The organism is Bacteroides sp. 51, assembly GCF_010500965.1.
Classification (GTDB): Bacteria; Bacteroidota; Bacteroidia; order Bacteroidales; family Bacteroidaceae; genus Bacteroides.
Genome location: NZ_QVMI01000004.1, coordinates 102230 through 117132, shown reverse-complemented (window position 1 = coordinate 117132; position 14903 = coordinate 102230). Strand labels below are relative to the sequence as shown.

Sequence of the window (14903 nt, the reverse complement as noted above, 5' to 3'; positions counted from 1 at the left end):
AGCCATTATCGGGCGGTTCGCGAACCGCCCCTACAAGGTATTATAATACTTTCTTGTATAAATCCAGTATAATCTCCTTATTCACCTCCCTTGGATTCCCCGGTGTGCAAACATCTGCGGCAGCCGATTCGGCAAGTTTCTCCAAATCGCTTTCCTTAATACCCAGTTCCGATAGATGTTGTGGAATACCCAGGCGAATAGAAAGTTCCCGTACTGCTTTTACAGCGGCATCGGCAGCTTCTTCTTTAGTCATGCCTGTTGAATACACATCCATCGCTTTTGCTATTAATACATACTTATCCAGTGCGGCAGGCGCGTTGAACTCCATAATGGTGGGTAGCAATAAAGCATTGGCAACACCGTGAGGTATGTCGAATATAGCACCCAGCGGATGCGCCATTCCGTGCACAACTCCCAAACCTACGTTAGAGAATGCCATACCTGCAATGTATTGGGCAACAGCCATACCGTTACGCGCTTCTGCATTATCAGGTTCATTGGTTGCGGTTTCCAGGTAACGGGCAATCATTTCGATGGCTTTGATCTCGAACATATCACTCATTTCCCATGCACCTTTGGTTATCAATCCTTCGATGGCATGCGTCAGGGCGTCCAGTCCGGTTGAGGCGGTCAGGCTTCTTGGCAGCGTGTACATTAATTCAGCATCTACGATAGCGATGGCCGGTATATCGTTTGGGTCTACACATACCATTTTCTTCTCGTTCACTTCGTCGGTGATTACGTAATTGATGGTCACTTCTGCTGCGGTTCCCGCTGTGGTAGGCAGTGCAATGATGGGTACGGATTTCTTTTTGGTTGGTGCAACGCCTTCCAGTGATACGACATCACTGAATTCTGGGTTGTTAGTGATAATACCGATAGCCTTGGCTGTGTCGATAGATGACCCACCGCCGATAGCCAGGATAAAGTCGGCTTTGGAATCGGCAAATGCTTTTACGCCTGCTTTTACATTACTTACAGTAGGGTTGGGTTTAATTTCGCTGAATACTTCATAAGGAATACCAGCCTTTTTCAGTACATCGAGTACTTTATCGGCCACACCGAATTTAATCAGATCTTTGTCTGTAGCAACAAAAGCTTTAGATAGTCCCAGGCGGGTTATTTCCTGAGGTAGAACTTCGCGAGCTCCCGGACCGAAGTACGAAACCTCGTTCAAAATAAATCTGTTAATCATAATTTTAGCGACAACGTGCCGCAACGTGTTTAAAGAGTTAATATTAAGCCTCACCCCAGCCCTCTCCAAAGGAGAGGGGGTGGCAACGTGCCGTTGCGAAGTTCCGCATGGTTTCTGCCCCCTCTCCTTTGGAGAGGGCTGGGGTGAGGCTCCTTTTAAATATCCGGCAAAATTACACTCTCCCAAACACTCACGTCATGCGAGGAATGACTGAAATCTTAATGTATTTGTTCTAATTCGCCGCTATTGGCGGGCAGTTGTTCTAAGTCTGGTTTCTCCTTGTTCTCCATTTCTCGTTTTACGTTTTCGCTGGCCGAAATAATAAACATCCAGATATACATAAGCTCTTGGGCCTTGTCATCGGCAATCATTGCTTTTTCGGCACATTCAAAGCTTTTCTCTATTTCGTTCATACAAGCATAGCTGTATGCCATTTCAAAATAGATCACCATAGATTCGGGGCAGACGCTTAAACCGTTTTGGTAGCACTCTACCGCATTCTCGAAGCATCCCAGTTCGCGCAGTTCCGTTCCTTTTCTGACCAATCGGTCAATGTAGTCTTCTTGGGATATAACCGGAAGCATGAAAGAAGACAAAAGGAAACAAATAATTAACCGTTTCATAGTTCTTCTACATAAGGTTACTACTTCAAATATAGTGAAAAAATATGAATTATAAGCATTTCGAGTAAAATTAATTATTGGACATAGAGACACAGAGAAAAAATAAAAAACGCTGTGTCTCTGCGACTCTGTGTTTCATACAATCTGTTAATCTAAACTTTGATTTTTGATGAGTAATGATGTGTTATGGAACTATTTTCTCATTAAAAAACCTAAATTCATAAGCAATCTGTTGTTTTTCACAATCATAAGAATTATCTTTCGTTGTTTAATAATAACCTGTATGAGAAACATAGATTCCGCTGAAGTCCTCCTTTGGGCTAAAGATTTCCTAACTAAAGCCGAGAAAGAGCTCTCGGCAGCCGAAGTCAAAGAGCAACGTATGTTTGCCTCTTTAGTTACCGACCCTAAGAATAAGGTTATTCTCACTAAGCTGTTGGATGAGTCATCGCAGATACGCGATACCCGGAAACTTTCGCGCCGTATGAAGAAGATATTTACTGAATACGGGGTGCCGGATTTCTTTGGAAAAACCTATGAGTACCTGGGCTATGTGTTCCGGGATTTTGGTTATTTATTCGACTTTGTTGCCGTTCCTGTATTCAAGAGTGTTTTGCGTATGGAAACGAGCAAGATTATTATTAAAGAAGAGCGTCCTGCGCTGACCCGGCATCTGGGCAATCGTTGGAAGGATAATATCGGACAGAATGTAAACCTGCTGGGCGAGGTTGTGTTGGGAGATGGGGAAGCTGAACATCGCTACCATCACTACCTTGAAGCGTTAAGGGAACCTGATATCAATTATATCTCGATTAAGATATCGGGTATCTATGCCCAACTGCATCCATTGAGCTATGACAAAAGTAAGGAAGAACTCTGCAAGCGTATCGCAACGATATTTCAGGAAGCCATGAGTCATCCTTATGTAGAGAAAGACGGAACGAAGAGCGCCAAGTTCGTTAACCTGGATATGGAGGAATATAAAGACAGTGAGCTTACGCTTGATGTGTTTACCACCGTTATGGCGATGCCTCAGTTTCAGAATTATACAGCCGGCATTGTGGTGCAGGCTTATCTGCCCGATGCTATTTCCTTCTATGAACGGTTGTTGGAATTTGCCAAAGAAAGAGTCGCCGCTGGTGGTGCACCTATTAAGGTGCGTTTGGTGAAAGGGGCTAACCTGCAAATGGAAACCATTGCGTCTTCTCTTAAAGGTTGGCCGAATCCGATATTGCCAACTAAAGTAGATGTGGATGCCAATTATATGCGAATACTAGATCTGGCTTTTCAGCCCGAAAACATGAAAGCTGTACATATGGGGGTAGCTTCGCACAACTTCTTTACCATTGGTTATGCCTATTTGTTAAGCCAGGCGAATGGGGTACAAGATTATGTAACCTTCGAAATGCTTGAAGGTATGGCCAACCATCTGCCCCGTGTGATGCGCGGATTGGATAAGCAAATCATTCTTTATACCCCGGTGGTGAAGCAAGAGCATTTCCTGAATGCGGTATCTTACCTGGTGCGCCGGTTGGACGAGAACACAGGAAAAGATAACTTCCTGACTTATTCATTCAACCTGAAAATCCATAGCGATGAATGGAACTTCCTGGAAGAGCAATTCCTGGCTGCTTATGCGAAGAAAGATGATGTAAAACCTACCGTCTTCCGCACGCAGGACAGAACTAAAAAGGCTGTTCCCGATACGGATATTCATACTTTCCATAATGAACCGGATACCGACCTTGACCTGAAACAGAACCGGGAGTGGGCATTGGCGGCATTGGATAAATGGGAGAACGTGCGCGCCGAAGAATATATTATTCCCGTGCAGGTTGGAGATAAGGAAGTAATAACCGATAAGAAAAAGAAATACTACGACCGTAGCCGGAATGACGAAGTTTGTTTCTGCGAAGTCAACATGTCGACTCAGGAACAAATAGAGGAAATTGTTGCTATAGCAGAGAAGGATGCTTCGGGCTGGCGTAAGACCACTCTTGAAGCCCGCAATAAAATACTGCATGCTACTGCCGAACGGATTGGTGAGAATCGCGGTGACTTGATTGCCTGCATGTCGGCTATTACAGGTAAGACGTTTATGGAGGGTGATGTGGAAGTATCCGAGGGAATAGACTTCTGCCGTTTCTATCCGATCTCTATGCAGGTTTTTGAGAATCTTGATGATATCTCTTATCGACCGAAAGGAATCATTTTAGTTATTCCGCCCTGGAATTTCCCGTTTGCCATACCTGTGGGTGGGGTAGCATCGGCATTGGCTGGTGGTAATACGGTGATTCTGAAACCTGCTACGGTTGCTTTCCCTATTGCATGGGAGTTTGCCAAGTGTTTCTGGGAGGCGGGAGTGCCTAAAGATGCATTGCAGGTGATTTGTCCGGGCGACAGAAGTTCATTGAACTATCTTTCGGCTCATCCGTCGGTAAAGCATATTATCCTGACCGGAGGAACGGATACCGCTTTCAGATTGCTTGAAAATAGTCCGCGTACTCCGCTTTCTGCTGAGACAGGGGGTAAGAATGCGATAATTGTAACAGCGGCGGCCGACCAGGATCATGCCATTCTGAATGTGGTTTCGTCGGCTTTCGGTAATGCAGGACAGAAATGCTCGGCTTGCTCTTTATTGTTGCTGGATAAGAAGACGTATAATGACGAGACTTTCAAATCTAAACTGAAAGATGCTGTATCTAGTATGCATACAGGCAGTGTGTGGGATACTGATAATATCATTGGTCCGATGATAACCAATGATAATGATAAATTGCTTCATGCCATTGAGCATCTGGAAGAGGGTGAATCGTGGTTGGTTCCGCCGGTATTTATAGATGAAAAGAAATATATTCTTAAACCATGTGTTAAGTGGGGTGTCAAGCCGGGTAATTATACCTTTAAGACAGAGCTTTTTGCACCGCTTTTATCTGTGGTTTGTATTAATGACCTGGAAGAAGGATTGCGGTTTGCTAACTCTACCGAATATGGGCTTACCTCGGGCTTGCAAAGTCTGGACGAAACAGAGATTGCTCTTTGGAAGGATCAAATGGAAGCCGGAAACTTGTATATAAATCGGGGGATTACGGGAGCTATTGTACGCCGTCAGCCTTTCGGAGGAATGAAGCGCTCGGCATTTGGTGCCGGAATCAAGGCGGGCGGACCGAATTATGTGTCTTGCTTTGTGGAGTTTACGGATAAAAGGAAGTCTCAGATTGCCGACCGGAATGAGCTTTTCCGTCAGGCACGCCGGAGTTTTGCCAAGGCTTGGGAGGAAGAGTTTAGTGTTGAGCGGGATGTAAGTCATATTGTGGGTGAATTGAATACGTTCCGTTATCTGCCTGTGAAGTCGCTGGTTATTCGTGTGCAGGATCAAGACCCGCTTATTGATGTGCTTTTGGCATTCTTTGGGGCAGCAGCAGTTGTTGACCAGGTAGTGATTAGTGCTACGGAAGCGTATCCGGACTTGGATATATTGAAGAAGGAAACTACCGATTATGGCAAGAAACTGGTATTGCAAACGGAAGAACAGTTCGTTGCCGAAATGGAGAAATACGAACGTATACGTACTTGTTCGGCAGATTTATCGGATGCTATTTATGGCAAAGCTGCTAAATTAGGTTTGTATATTGCTACGGCAACACCTGTAACGGAAGGACGGGTAGAGTTGCTGCATTATTTGAAGGAACAAAGTATTTCGTACGAGTATCACCGGTATGGAAGTATAATTGAGTCACCGCTTATATAACTTATCTATCAAATCACTTCTACCTATACGGCGTAATTCAGCAATGATATTACGCCTTTCTTCCGGTTTGTACCAGAAGAAGAACTGGCGTTGTGCCAACTTATCCCGTTGAGACTTTGCACTGAATATCGGTTCCAGTGTATATGGATGATACCCGGTGTAGAAAGCTTCGGTAGCTACGGTCATTGGAGTGGGGGTGAAGTCCTGCACTTGTTCCAGGTGGAAGTCCAATCGTTTGGTGATGACGGCCAGTTCTGCCATATCTTCCTCTTTGCATCCGGGGTGACTACTGATGAAGTAAGGAATAAGCTGTTGTCGCATGTTCTGTTCGCGATTGATGCGGTCGAATATCTTCTTGAACGCTTCGAACTGATTGAATGACGGTTTGCGCATAACGTCCAGTACCCTATCGCTGGTATGCTCCGGGGCAACCTTTAAGCGTCCGCTTACATGATTAATAATCAGCTCGCGGGTATATTCGTTTGCACTGCGGTTCGTTGCATCGTCTTTGCTTTGGTGCAGAAGCAGGTCATAGCGCACACCGCTTCCGATAAAGCTTTTCTTTATTCCTTTAATGGCGTCTACAGAACGATAAATATCGAGTAACGGGCGATGGTCTGTATTTAAATTGGGGCAAACCTTGGGATGAATGCACGACGGACGTTTGCAGCGTTTACATACCGCCTCGTCCTTTCCTTTCATCATATACATATTGGCAGAAGGGCCACCCAGGTCGCTCAGGTATCCTTTGAAGTCGGGCAATTCCATGACTTCCTTCACCTCTCTGAGTATGCTTTGTTTGCTACGGCTTACAATAAACTTGCCTTGATGTGCGGATATGGTGCAGAACGCGCAACCCCCGAAACATCCGCGGTGAATGTTGACCGAGAACTTGATCATATCATAGGCGGGAATGCGTTTGTTCTTATATTTCGGGTGAGGCAGGCGGGTATAAGGAAACTCAAACGAGCGGTCCAGATCGGCTTGCTCCATGGGCGGGTAAGGCGGGTTGACTACTACCGTAGCATTGTCTACCCGTTGCAGGATACGTGCAGCTTCGTACTTATTACTCTCTTCTTCGATGTGCCGGAAGTTGGATGCTTGTTTCTTTTTGTCTTTCAGACATTCTTCGTGCGAATACAGTTCAATATCGTTCGGCTGTTTCTCTACATTGGGAGTAAGATAAACGGTTTGTGGAAGATCGTGTGGAATCTCAGGCTTTTCCTGCATCCGTCTGACCAGGTCTACGATGGGCTTTTCGCCCATACCATAAATCAACAGATCGGCTCCGCTATCGCACAGGATACTTTTTCTGAGTTTATCCTGCCAATAGTCGTAATGGGTCAGGCGACGTAAGGATGCTTCGATGCTTCCCAGAACAACGGGAACGTCGGGGTATAGCTTTTTAAGTATCTGCGTATAAACAATCGAAGGGTATTCGGGGCGCATGTCGGGGCGCCCATCCGGCGTGTAGGCGTCTTCGCTGCGTAGTCTTTTATTGGCGGTGTACTTATTGACCATGCTATCCATGCAACCTGCGCTGATGCCGAAAAACAAGCGGGGGCGTCCCAGCTTTTTAAAGTCGCGCAAGTCGTCACGCCAGTTGGGTTGGGGAATAATGGCTACGCGTAAGCCCTCAGCTTCCAGTATACGGCCTATCACAGCAGCGCCAAAAGACGGATGGTCTACATAGGCATCGCCGCTGAATAGTATGACATCCAACTCATCCCATCCCCTTAATTCTACTTCTTTTTTGGTTGTAGGCAACCAAGCTGTTAGCTGATACGCTTTCATGGGTGCAAAGATACAACAACTTAACGGAAAACAAATAGAACTAAATCAGTGCACTCACAAAAACATAGATGAACCAGCCGCATACGATGAACTTCAACACCGTGCCTACCATAAATCCGATAAATGCGCCTAGTCCGGCTTTGAGTGCTTCTTGTGTTTCTTTTCCTCCCAGGAGTTCGCCGATAAATGCGCCGAGGAACGGACCAAGTATGACACCCCAGGGTGCAAAGAAGATGAGGCCGAGGAACGTTCCGAAGAAACATCCCCAGACTCCCCAGCGGGTGCCGCCCAGCTTTTTAGTTCCCAGCGTGGGGACAAAGTAATCAATGAGTTGTACTACAACGACCACCAGCAGCCATACGATGAATTGGGTGAGGGTGAATTGTACCTTGTCGGTAAAATGTAATAATATGAGCGCAACATATGCGATGGGTGGTCCGGGAAGCATAGGGACAATGCACCCTATTAAGCCTACAAGCAAACAGATGCTTCCAAGTACAATGAGTAATATATCCATGGTTTATCCTATTCGTTTAATAATAGCAATGAATTCTTCGTTTGTCATGCCGAAATCCTGTTCGCGGTAGTTCACGAAATCTTCGAGATATTCGCTGGCAATGTCGTCCATGATGCCTTTGCCGTTCAATCCCTCTTCGTCGAGCATGAAACGTATCATGCCCTGGTATGCCCGTATGGTTCGCAGGCGTTGGTCGGCTGCGGGGACTGCGGTCATTTCACACTGGTGTGCATTTCGTGCAATCAGATAAACGGTGGCATAGAACTTGTCTACCGTGCCGTAGGTTTCTTTTATTTTATCAGTGGTTGATTTGGGTAATTTTTTCAGTTGTTTACGTATTTCACTCATCGTTTATTTGTTGTAAATTGAAGCGTCATGTAATCCTGATCGTATATCTCGCGAAACCCCACGTTGTGCTCGGAGAGATATTCCTTCAGGTTGTCGAACGCTTCTTTATTGTCCATAATGATTTGCATCTGCCGTCCGGCGGCGGATAGGCAAATGGCTTCCATAGCGGGTATAAGCGGATGGTACTTCTTTTCTCCGCGGGTATCAACAGTAATCATATCGGGCGATTATTCTTCGCCGTCGACTTGCTTGTTCAACCAGGTCAGGTAAAGCTTAATGAGCTGCTGCAAACCGAATGCTTTCATGTTGTTGTGGTAGATCACATCAATGCATAGGTCGAGCAAATCTTTGCTGTCTTCTTCCTGGGCAGCAATCAACGAACGAATGTTCAACTTCAGTTTATCTAATACCGCTTCGTCTACAATGCCGTTACTATCAATGAGTTGGCGGAATAAAGCGTATTTCTCGATCGTTCTTAAGTTTTCTTCTGATACCTCAATACTGCGTGTACCCGAGGTGTTGGCTTGTATAGTGTACATAGGCTTTTTGTTATTGGTTGGTGTAAATATACAAAATTTGGAAGAAGGTGTATATGAAATCGACTTTTTATTTATTGGAGCAATTAAATAGATAAACGGATATCTTTACCGGATTCCCATTCATCTATTTGCAAAATGAATAACATTTGAGTATCTTTGATTATTCAATTAGTTCGTCCCACAGATGCGGGACGAATAGCCCTCAATTGTGGGACGAATAGCCCGCAGATGGAAACCGAATAGCCTGCATCTGCGGGATGAACTAATTGAACTTTAAAACCAGGTTAAAGCCTTTTTATTTGTATTTAAACAGATAAAGATAATAACTAAATAACAACGCAAAAAATGAAAGCAAGGTATACGTATAGAGAGAATCCTAACCCTTCGGGAGATGGCGAGAAACAAGGGCTTCATCCGCGGATTGTATCAAACGGTACGATCAGCACGGAAAAGATATTTAAAGAAATAGCTCAGGCTTCTACCTACACCGTGCCCGATCTGGAGGGGATGCTGTCGGCCATAACCCGAAGAATTTCCCATTATCTGGTCGAAGGTTATCATGTAGAGTTGAAAGGTATCGGTTATTTCTCGGCTAGTCTGAAATCCCGTCCGGTGTCGGATAAAAAGGAAATCCGTGCCAATTCTATTTATTTCGATAATATCAATTTCAGGGCTGCTGCCAGCTTCCGTAAGCAAACGCGGGGATTTGTGGAGAGTGCAGGAAAGCAAGGTTTTAAAGCTTCCAGCTCGTTGAGTATGGAAGAGTGCGAAAAGCGGTTGAATGATTTCCTGGATCAAAAGGGATACATCACCCGGATTAATTATTCGAATATTACCGGGCGACTGAAAAACCGTGCATTGCTCGACCTGAAAGCGTTTGAAGAACAGGGCGTTATTGTTCGCGAGGGAAGAGGGAACCGTATTTTTTTCGTTCGTCCCCGGACGGAAGAAGGGGAGAGGTTTTAGAAAAGCCAATCTTGTAGGGGTGGTTCGCGAACCGCCCCTACAGCCAATCATTGACTTCTTGGTTGGTCGCCAGCAAGGGAGAAAAGGGTCTTTATTGAACTTATAATCCCTATTTTGCCATTGCTCTTGCTTTCATATCCGCCGGCATTTTCTCTATGGCATACCTTAATGATGTACGTGGCATGCGATCTTTTCGCTCCATTACGAACTCAAACACCTCCTCCTGATGTGCTTCACTGGCGGCTTTCAGCATCCAGCCATAGCCTTTTTGTACCATGTCGTCCGGGTCCATCAGCATAATATCGGCTATTTCGAAGATATCTTTAAGGAAAAGACCTTTCCGCGCGGGGATGATCAGGGTTACGGCCGCCGCACGTTTCATCCAACGATTATCCGATTTTGCCCATCTCTTAAGTTCATCAACAAACTGCGGATACATTTCTACAAACTCTCCAACCGTATGATTGCATAACGAATCGCATGAAGCCCAGTTGTTGACATAGCTGGCCACCCACCTTTCAAAGCGCTTAAAATCTTCCGGTTGATAGCTTTTTTGCACAAAATACGACCAATCGCAGGCTACGTTTATCTCCTCCATTATGTCCGATTTCCACAGTTCCTCGCAGAGCGCAAAGACTTTTTCTTTTGAAAGATGATTAATCTCTTTAAAGCCTTCTTTAGCAATTTTATGAACCAGGTTTGCTTTTACACCATAAACATATATTTCTTCACCTTCTTTAAAGAAACGTGAGGAGGTATTTTTTGTTTTCTCGTCTGCACTATCCTGTAAGGCCGCACGCACATCGTTAAGAATAAGAACTGTATTCATACAATTTGAACAAAATGTTTAAAATATTTGTTTCGACAGTCTATGAGCTTACTCATTGTGTATAAATTGATTGTCGGGTTACAAACTTAAAAAAAAATATAGATATAACTATCTGCTTATCATCAATAAAGTCTGTGATAATTTTGTTTAATGCAGCTTTTGCGTCGATTGGTAGTTTTATTTCATATAAAATCTTATTTTTGTGACTGCTAACATTAGATAGCCTAAACTGTATTTAACCTAAGTCATAAATGGCTGACAAATTTAAAGGACACGAGAATGATGGAAAAACTTTTGAGTATCTCTGTTATAGCACTCTTTCTAGCTATACAGGATGTGAACTGCAATGAAAGCAGAACGGAATTGATGAACGTGAACGAAGAGGCTAGAGTGGCTAATCGTTGTGTAAAGCATCAGACGGATGCAAACTATTTTAGAGCTCATGGAGCGGGAGCCGGCAGGCATCAGAACACGGCAAAGGTTAAGGCTAAAATGGCTGCAAATTCTGAATTATCCAATACTATTCAATATTGGATGAGTGAATTCATGAGTAAATATGTAGGAGATCTTGGTCAAAATGCAGAAGAGTATATACTACATTTTGAAGCAAACAGCAAGGAGGCTATTGAAAGGATTATTTCCGAAAATGCCGTTGTTGCTTGCGATGAAGTGGAGTATGTAAAGGAAGATGGAATGTATAACGTCTCCCTGATGATTGAGATTAAGCGTAAAAAAGTATTCGAGGCTTTTAATCGCATTCTTAGTACTGATTATAAATGGAAAGATATTTATAATCAACAAAAGCTGGAAGATTTATTTAAAACCGGAATAGCGGAAGTTAAAAGGGGTAAGTGAGCGGCTTGCCGCACCTGGCCGCCCCGCCTCGGGTCCGGCCATAAAAAAAGGGATCACGCCTGACCCCAACCTTTGTTAACCTTAAATCTAATACTATGAAAAACACATTGCAAAAATACGGGCTTTAATTAAACTAGCAAATTATCCAAGCAAAATAATGTGTTTTATAACACAGTTTAAGAATTGCATTTCTCTATTCTTAATTATTTTAAGAATTTAGTCCTTTATATCCTGATACATGAAGCGCTTGATGCTCTTTTTGGCTGTTTTCTCGAACTCCTCAAAGTGTATCTTCACTTTCGCAATCTGGGCATACTTCGGAAGTATCTGATTCAGTTCAATCCGGTTATCTTCCATTACCTTATCAATATCCTGCTGTTGCAAGCCACGGGCAAATGCTTCATCGAAATCCGGATAGATCAGTGCTACCAGTTTATCATTCTGTTGTACGATCAGCGATTCGGCCACATACAACATGTTATTCAATTTACTTTCGATCTCTTCCGGATAAATGTTTTGTCCGCTGGCATTCATCAGTACACTCTTCATACGTCCGCGGATAGTGATGTGCTTATTGCTGTCCATCGTTGCCATATCTCCCGTGTGCAACCATCCGTCTTTATCGACAGCCTGGGCTGTTGCTTCCGGATTCTTGTAGTAACCCATCATCAGGTTATCGCCTTTGCAGATAATCTCTCCGGGAATATTCTCCGGATCGGGCGAGTCAATAGCTACGATCATGCGGCTGGCAGGCGTGCCACAAGAGAATAATTTGTGGTCCGTCCAACGTGAAGAGCTGATCAGCGGACCACACTCGGTCATACCATAACCTACAGTATAAGGGAATCCGATCTTTCTAAGGAATTCTTCTACTTCTTTATTCAGCGGTGCACCACCAACAATGATCTCGTAAAAATTACCCCCAAAGATTTCAATGGCAGCCTGGCGGGCAGCAGTTTTAATCTTATCGTTGATAATAGGTACACGCAATAGTAGCTTACCTATTGTGCTATCCAGTTTTGGAAGTATATCTTTTTTGATGATCTTCTCTACCACAAGCGGAACACAGCAAATCAGGTTGGGCTTGATCTCTGCACAAGCCTGCGCTATCACCTTTGGAGAAGGAATACGAGTCAGGAAGTGGATGTGTACGCCCGAGAATATGCCAAACAGAAAATCGTAAGTCATACCAAACACATGCCCCATAGGAAGAATCGCAATCGTCTTATCTCCGGGTTTCAATGGAGACATTTCCTCACAGTAAAGCACATTAGATAGTATGTTGCGATAAGATAACATAACCCCTTTGGAGTATCCCGTTGTTCCCGAAGTGTAGTTGATTAGCATCAGCTCTTCCGGTTGATTCCGGCGGTACAATACATCCTGCGGACGGAAACTCATCGGATATTTCTTTCCATAAATCTCATTCCGGTGTCCATGACCATACGTGAGTGCTTCAGAACGCGATACAAGCAATGAAAAGTCAAATAAAGACACGATTCCCATCAGTAGGGGCATGGCACTCTCGTCCAGGTTCTCCCATATCTGATCGCCAACAAACAGCAATTTAGCCTCCGAATGGTTTACAATGTTGTGAATGTTATCCGCTTTAAACTCGTGAAGAATAGGAACAACAACCGCACCATAAGTAACTGCTGCAAGGAAAGTCGTTCCCCAGTATGCACCATTTCTTCCACAAACCGCAATTTTATCACCCGGTTGAATACCCGCTTCCTCCATAGCAATATGAAATTTAGCTATTTTGCGGGCTATATCTTTATATTGAAGAGTTATTCCGTTATAATCAGTCAGCGCATTGAGGTTCCAGTTTTTAACAATGCTTTCCTCAATGTATTCTATGAACTGTTTTTCTTGTTCCATTTTTGCACAATCTAATAAAAACTGCGCAAAAGTAACATTTTCCTATTAATCAAAAAGATTTATTCAACGGTTTTTTTCTCTCCCTCTGATATTAGGAGTAATTTGTCGCCAACATGAAGTTTCAGGCTACCGTTTGGAATAAGGAATTCCTCTTCACGTTTCACGATCATAACAAGTGTTCCTTTCGGCAGGTCCATGTCTTTCAGGGTATCGGCTTCGTCCAGCATTTCTTGTGTAATAGTCATGTCAGACAAGTTGCTGTCAATCTCTTCGGGAAGTTCCACACCGAAGTCATTTCCTGTTTTTTCCATTGGTGTAGACAGGTTGAGGAGTTTTGCCACAAATGGAATAGTTGTTCCTTGTATGATGAGCGAAAGGATGGTGATAAAGAACACAATATTGAAAATGATATTTGCTCCTTCGATGCCCGATACAACCGGATAAGTGGCAAATATAATCGGTACTGCTCCTCTAAGCCCCACCCAGGATACAAAGAGTTTGGAGCGTAGGTTTATCTTTTTAAACGGCAACAAGCTGATGAATACACTCAACGGACGACCGATGATAATCATAAATATACCGATAAGCGAGGCTACCAAGGCAACATCCAGCAATTCATGTGGGTTAACCAGCAGACCTAATGACAGGAACATCACGATCTGGCATAGCCAACTAAGCCCGTCCATCATCATGGCTGTATCTTTACGGAAAGGAATTTTATTGTTTCCTACCATAATACCTGCAATATACACGGCAAGATAACCGTTACCATGAATTCTGTCTGTAAATGAAAAAGTGAAGAATACAAATGCAAGCAAGAGGATAGGGTATAGTGCCTGATTATCTATTTCCAACTTATTCAGCATTTTAATAGCCAGTTTTCCCAAAATATATCCGGCTCCTGCTCCGACAACAAACTGAACAAGGAAGGATACGAAGATCGTTCCCAGATGCATACCCGAGGTCTGGATAACCTGTATCAGTACGATGGTCATCATATAGGCCATAGGGTCATTACTACCACTTTCCAACTCCAACATGGGACGAAGGTTATGTTTGAGGTTCATCTTTTGCGAGCGAAGGATGGCAAATACCGAAGCAGAATCGGTGGAAGACATCGTAGCAGCCAGCAATAAAGAAGTAAGTATAGGAAGCTGGATATTGGTAAAACTCATTCCGGTAATGAACCAGATAAATAACCCTGTAAAGATGGCTGTCAGGAAAACCCCCAACGTGGAGAGTACAATACCAGGAGCTAATATCGGTTTAATCTCAGCAAATTTGGTGTCCATACCACCGGAAAACAAGATAACACTCAAAGCAACCATACCGATGAACTGTGCTTCGGATGCGTTATTGAATTGTAATCCTAAACCATCACTACCGAAAAACATACCTACCACAAGGAACAATAACAGGGCGGGCACTCCAAAACGATAACCGGTTTTACTAACTACGATACTGGCAAATAATAATACTGAACCAACCAGAAGGATATTTTCTGCTGAAAATGACATAGGCTATATTGTTATAAATGAAATAAAATTGGAGAGTGATCAAAAATCACCTCGCGAAGTTACACATTTTTAATAACAAATTAATATC

13 protein-coding genes are annotated in these 14903 nt (G+C 43.7%); 3 read left to right on the top strand and 10 right to left on the bottom strand.

From position 1 onward, the window contains the following. Nucleotides 1–40: 40 nt before the first annotated feature. Nucleotides 41–1195, bottom strand: a complete 1155-nt coding sequence (gene fucO / locus D0T87_RS05220; RefSeq protein WP_163173500.1) for a lactaldehyde reductase — start codon at nucleotides 1193–1195, stop codon at nucleotides 41–43. 218 nt (nucleotides 1196–1413) lie between these two features. Further along, a complete protein-coding gene (locus tag D0T87_RS05215; protein ID WP_163173498.1) occupies nucleotides 1414–1818 on the bottom strand; it encodes a hypothetical protein in 405 nt (134 codons plus the stop codon). A gap of 283 nt (nucleotides 1819–2101) precedes the next feature. Between D0T87_RS05215 and D0T87_RS05210 the strand changes: the two genes are divergently transcribed. Then, a complete protein-coding gene (locus tag D0T87_RS05210; protein ID WP_163173496.1) occupies nucleotides 2102–5569 on the top strand; it encodes a bifunctional proline dehydrogenase/L-glutamate gamma-semialdehyde dehydrogenase in 3468 nt (1155 codons plus the stop codon). Here the strand turns inward: D0T87_RS05210 and D0T87_RS05205 are convergent. From D0T87_RS05205 to D0T87_RS05185, 5 genes are read right to left on the bottom strand one after another with little or no spacing between them, the layout of a single operon-like run. Continuing rightward, nucleotides 5555–7363, bottom strand: coding sequence for a YgiQ family radical SAM protein (locus D0T87_RS05205; RefSeq protein WP_163173494.1), 1809 nt, complete (start codon nucleotides 7361–7363; stop codon nucleotides 5555–5557). The genes D0T87_RS05210 and D0T87_RS05205 overlap by 15 nt on opposite strands. A gap of 40 nt (nucleotides 7364–7403) precedes the next feature. Then, the gene (locus D0T87_RS05200) at nucleotides 7404–7880 is read right to left on the bottom strand and encodes a DUF456 domain-containing protein (protein ID WP_163173492.1); all 477 of its coding nucleotides are present in this window, start codon (nucleotides 7878–7880) and stop codon (nucleotides 7404–7406) included. A gap of 3 nt (nucleotides 7881–7883) precedes the next feature. Continuing rightward, nucleotides 7884–8228 carry a hypothetical protein gene (locus tag D0T87_RS05195; RefSeq protein WP_163173490.1) on the bottom strand — a complete coding sequence of 115 codons (345 nt, stop codon included), beginning with the start codon at nucleotides 8226–8228 and terminating at the stop codon, nucleotides 7884–7886. After that, nucleotides 8225–8446 (bottom strand): sulfurtransferase TusA family protein, encoded by a 222-nt coding sequence (locus tag D0T87_RS05190; RefSeq protein WP_163173488.1) that lies wholly within the window; start codon nucleotides 8444–8446, stop codon nucleotides 8225–8227. The genes D0T87_RS05195 and D0T87_RS05190 overlap by 4 nt, the downstream gene beginning before the upstream one ends. 9 nt (nucleotides 8447–8455) lie before the next feature. After that, nucleotides 8456–8767, bottom strand: a complete 312-nt coding sequence (locus tag D0T87_RS05185) for a hypothetical protein (protein WP_163173486.1) — start codon at nucleotides 8765–8767, stop codon at nucleotides 8456–8458. A 345-nt stretch (nucleotides 8768–9112) separates the two neighbouring features. Here D0T87_RS05185 and D0T87_RS05180 point away from each other — a divergent pair, with 345 nt between their 5' ends. After that, on the top strand, nucleotides 9113–9733 hold the full coding sequence (locus D0T87_RS05180; RefSeq protein WP_163173484.1) for an HU family DNA-binding protein: 621 nt from the start codon (nucleotides 9113–9115) through the stop codon (nucleotides 9731–9733). 109 nt (nucleotides 9734–9842) lie between these two features. On the opposite strand, the gene D0T87_RS05175 is transcribed toward D0T87_RS05180, so the two are convergent. After that, the gene (locus D0T87_RS05175; RefSeq protein WP_163173482.1) at nucleotides 9843–10562 is read right to left on the bottom strand and encodes a DNA alkylation repair protein; all 720 of its coding nucleotides are present in this window, start codon (nucleotides 10560–10562) and stop codon (nucleotides 9843–9845) included. Between the two features lie 279 nt (nucleotides 10563–10841). Between D0T87_RS05175 and D0T87_RS05170 the strand changes: the two genes are divergently transcribed. Next, nucleotides 10842–11417, top strand: a complete 576-nt coding sequence (locus D0T87_RS05170) for a hypothetical protein (protein ID WP_163173480.1) — start codon at nucleotides 10842–10844, stop codon at nucleotides 11415–11417. Nucleotides 11418–11633: 216 nt separating this feature from the next. On the opposite strand, the gene D0T87_RS05165 is transcribed toward D0T87_RS05170, so the two are convergent. Together D0T87_RS05165 and D0T87_RS05160 are read right to left on the bottom strand one after the other, a co-directional pair. Next, nucleotides 11634–13298, bottom strand: coding sequence for a long-chain fatty acid--CoA ligase (locus tag D0T87_RS05165; RefSeq protein ID WP_163173478.1), 1665 nt, complete (start codon nucleotides 13296–13298; stop codon nucleotides 11634–11636). Between the two features lie 59 nt (nucleotides 13299–13357). Beyond that, nucleotides 13358–14815 (bottom strand): potassium/proton antiporter, encoded by a 1458-nt coding sequence (locus tag D0T87_RS05160; RefSeq protein WP_163173476.1) that lies wholly within the window; start codon nucleotides 14813–14815, stop codon nucleotides 13358–13360. Nucleotides 14816–14903 lie beyond the last annotated feature (88 nt).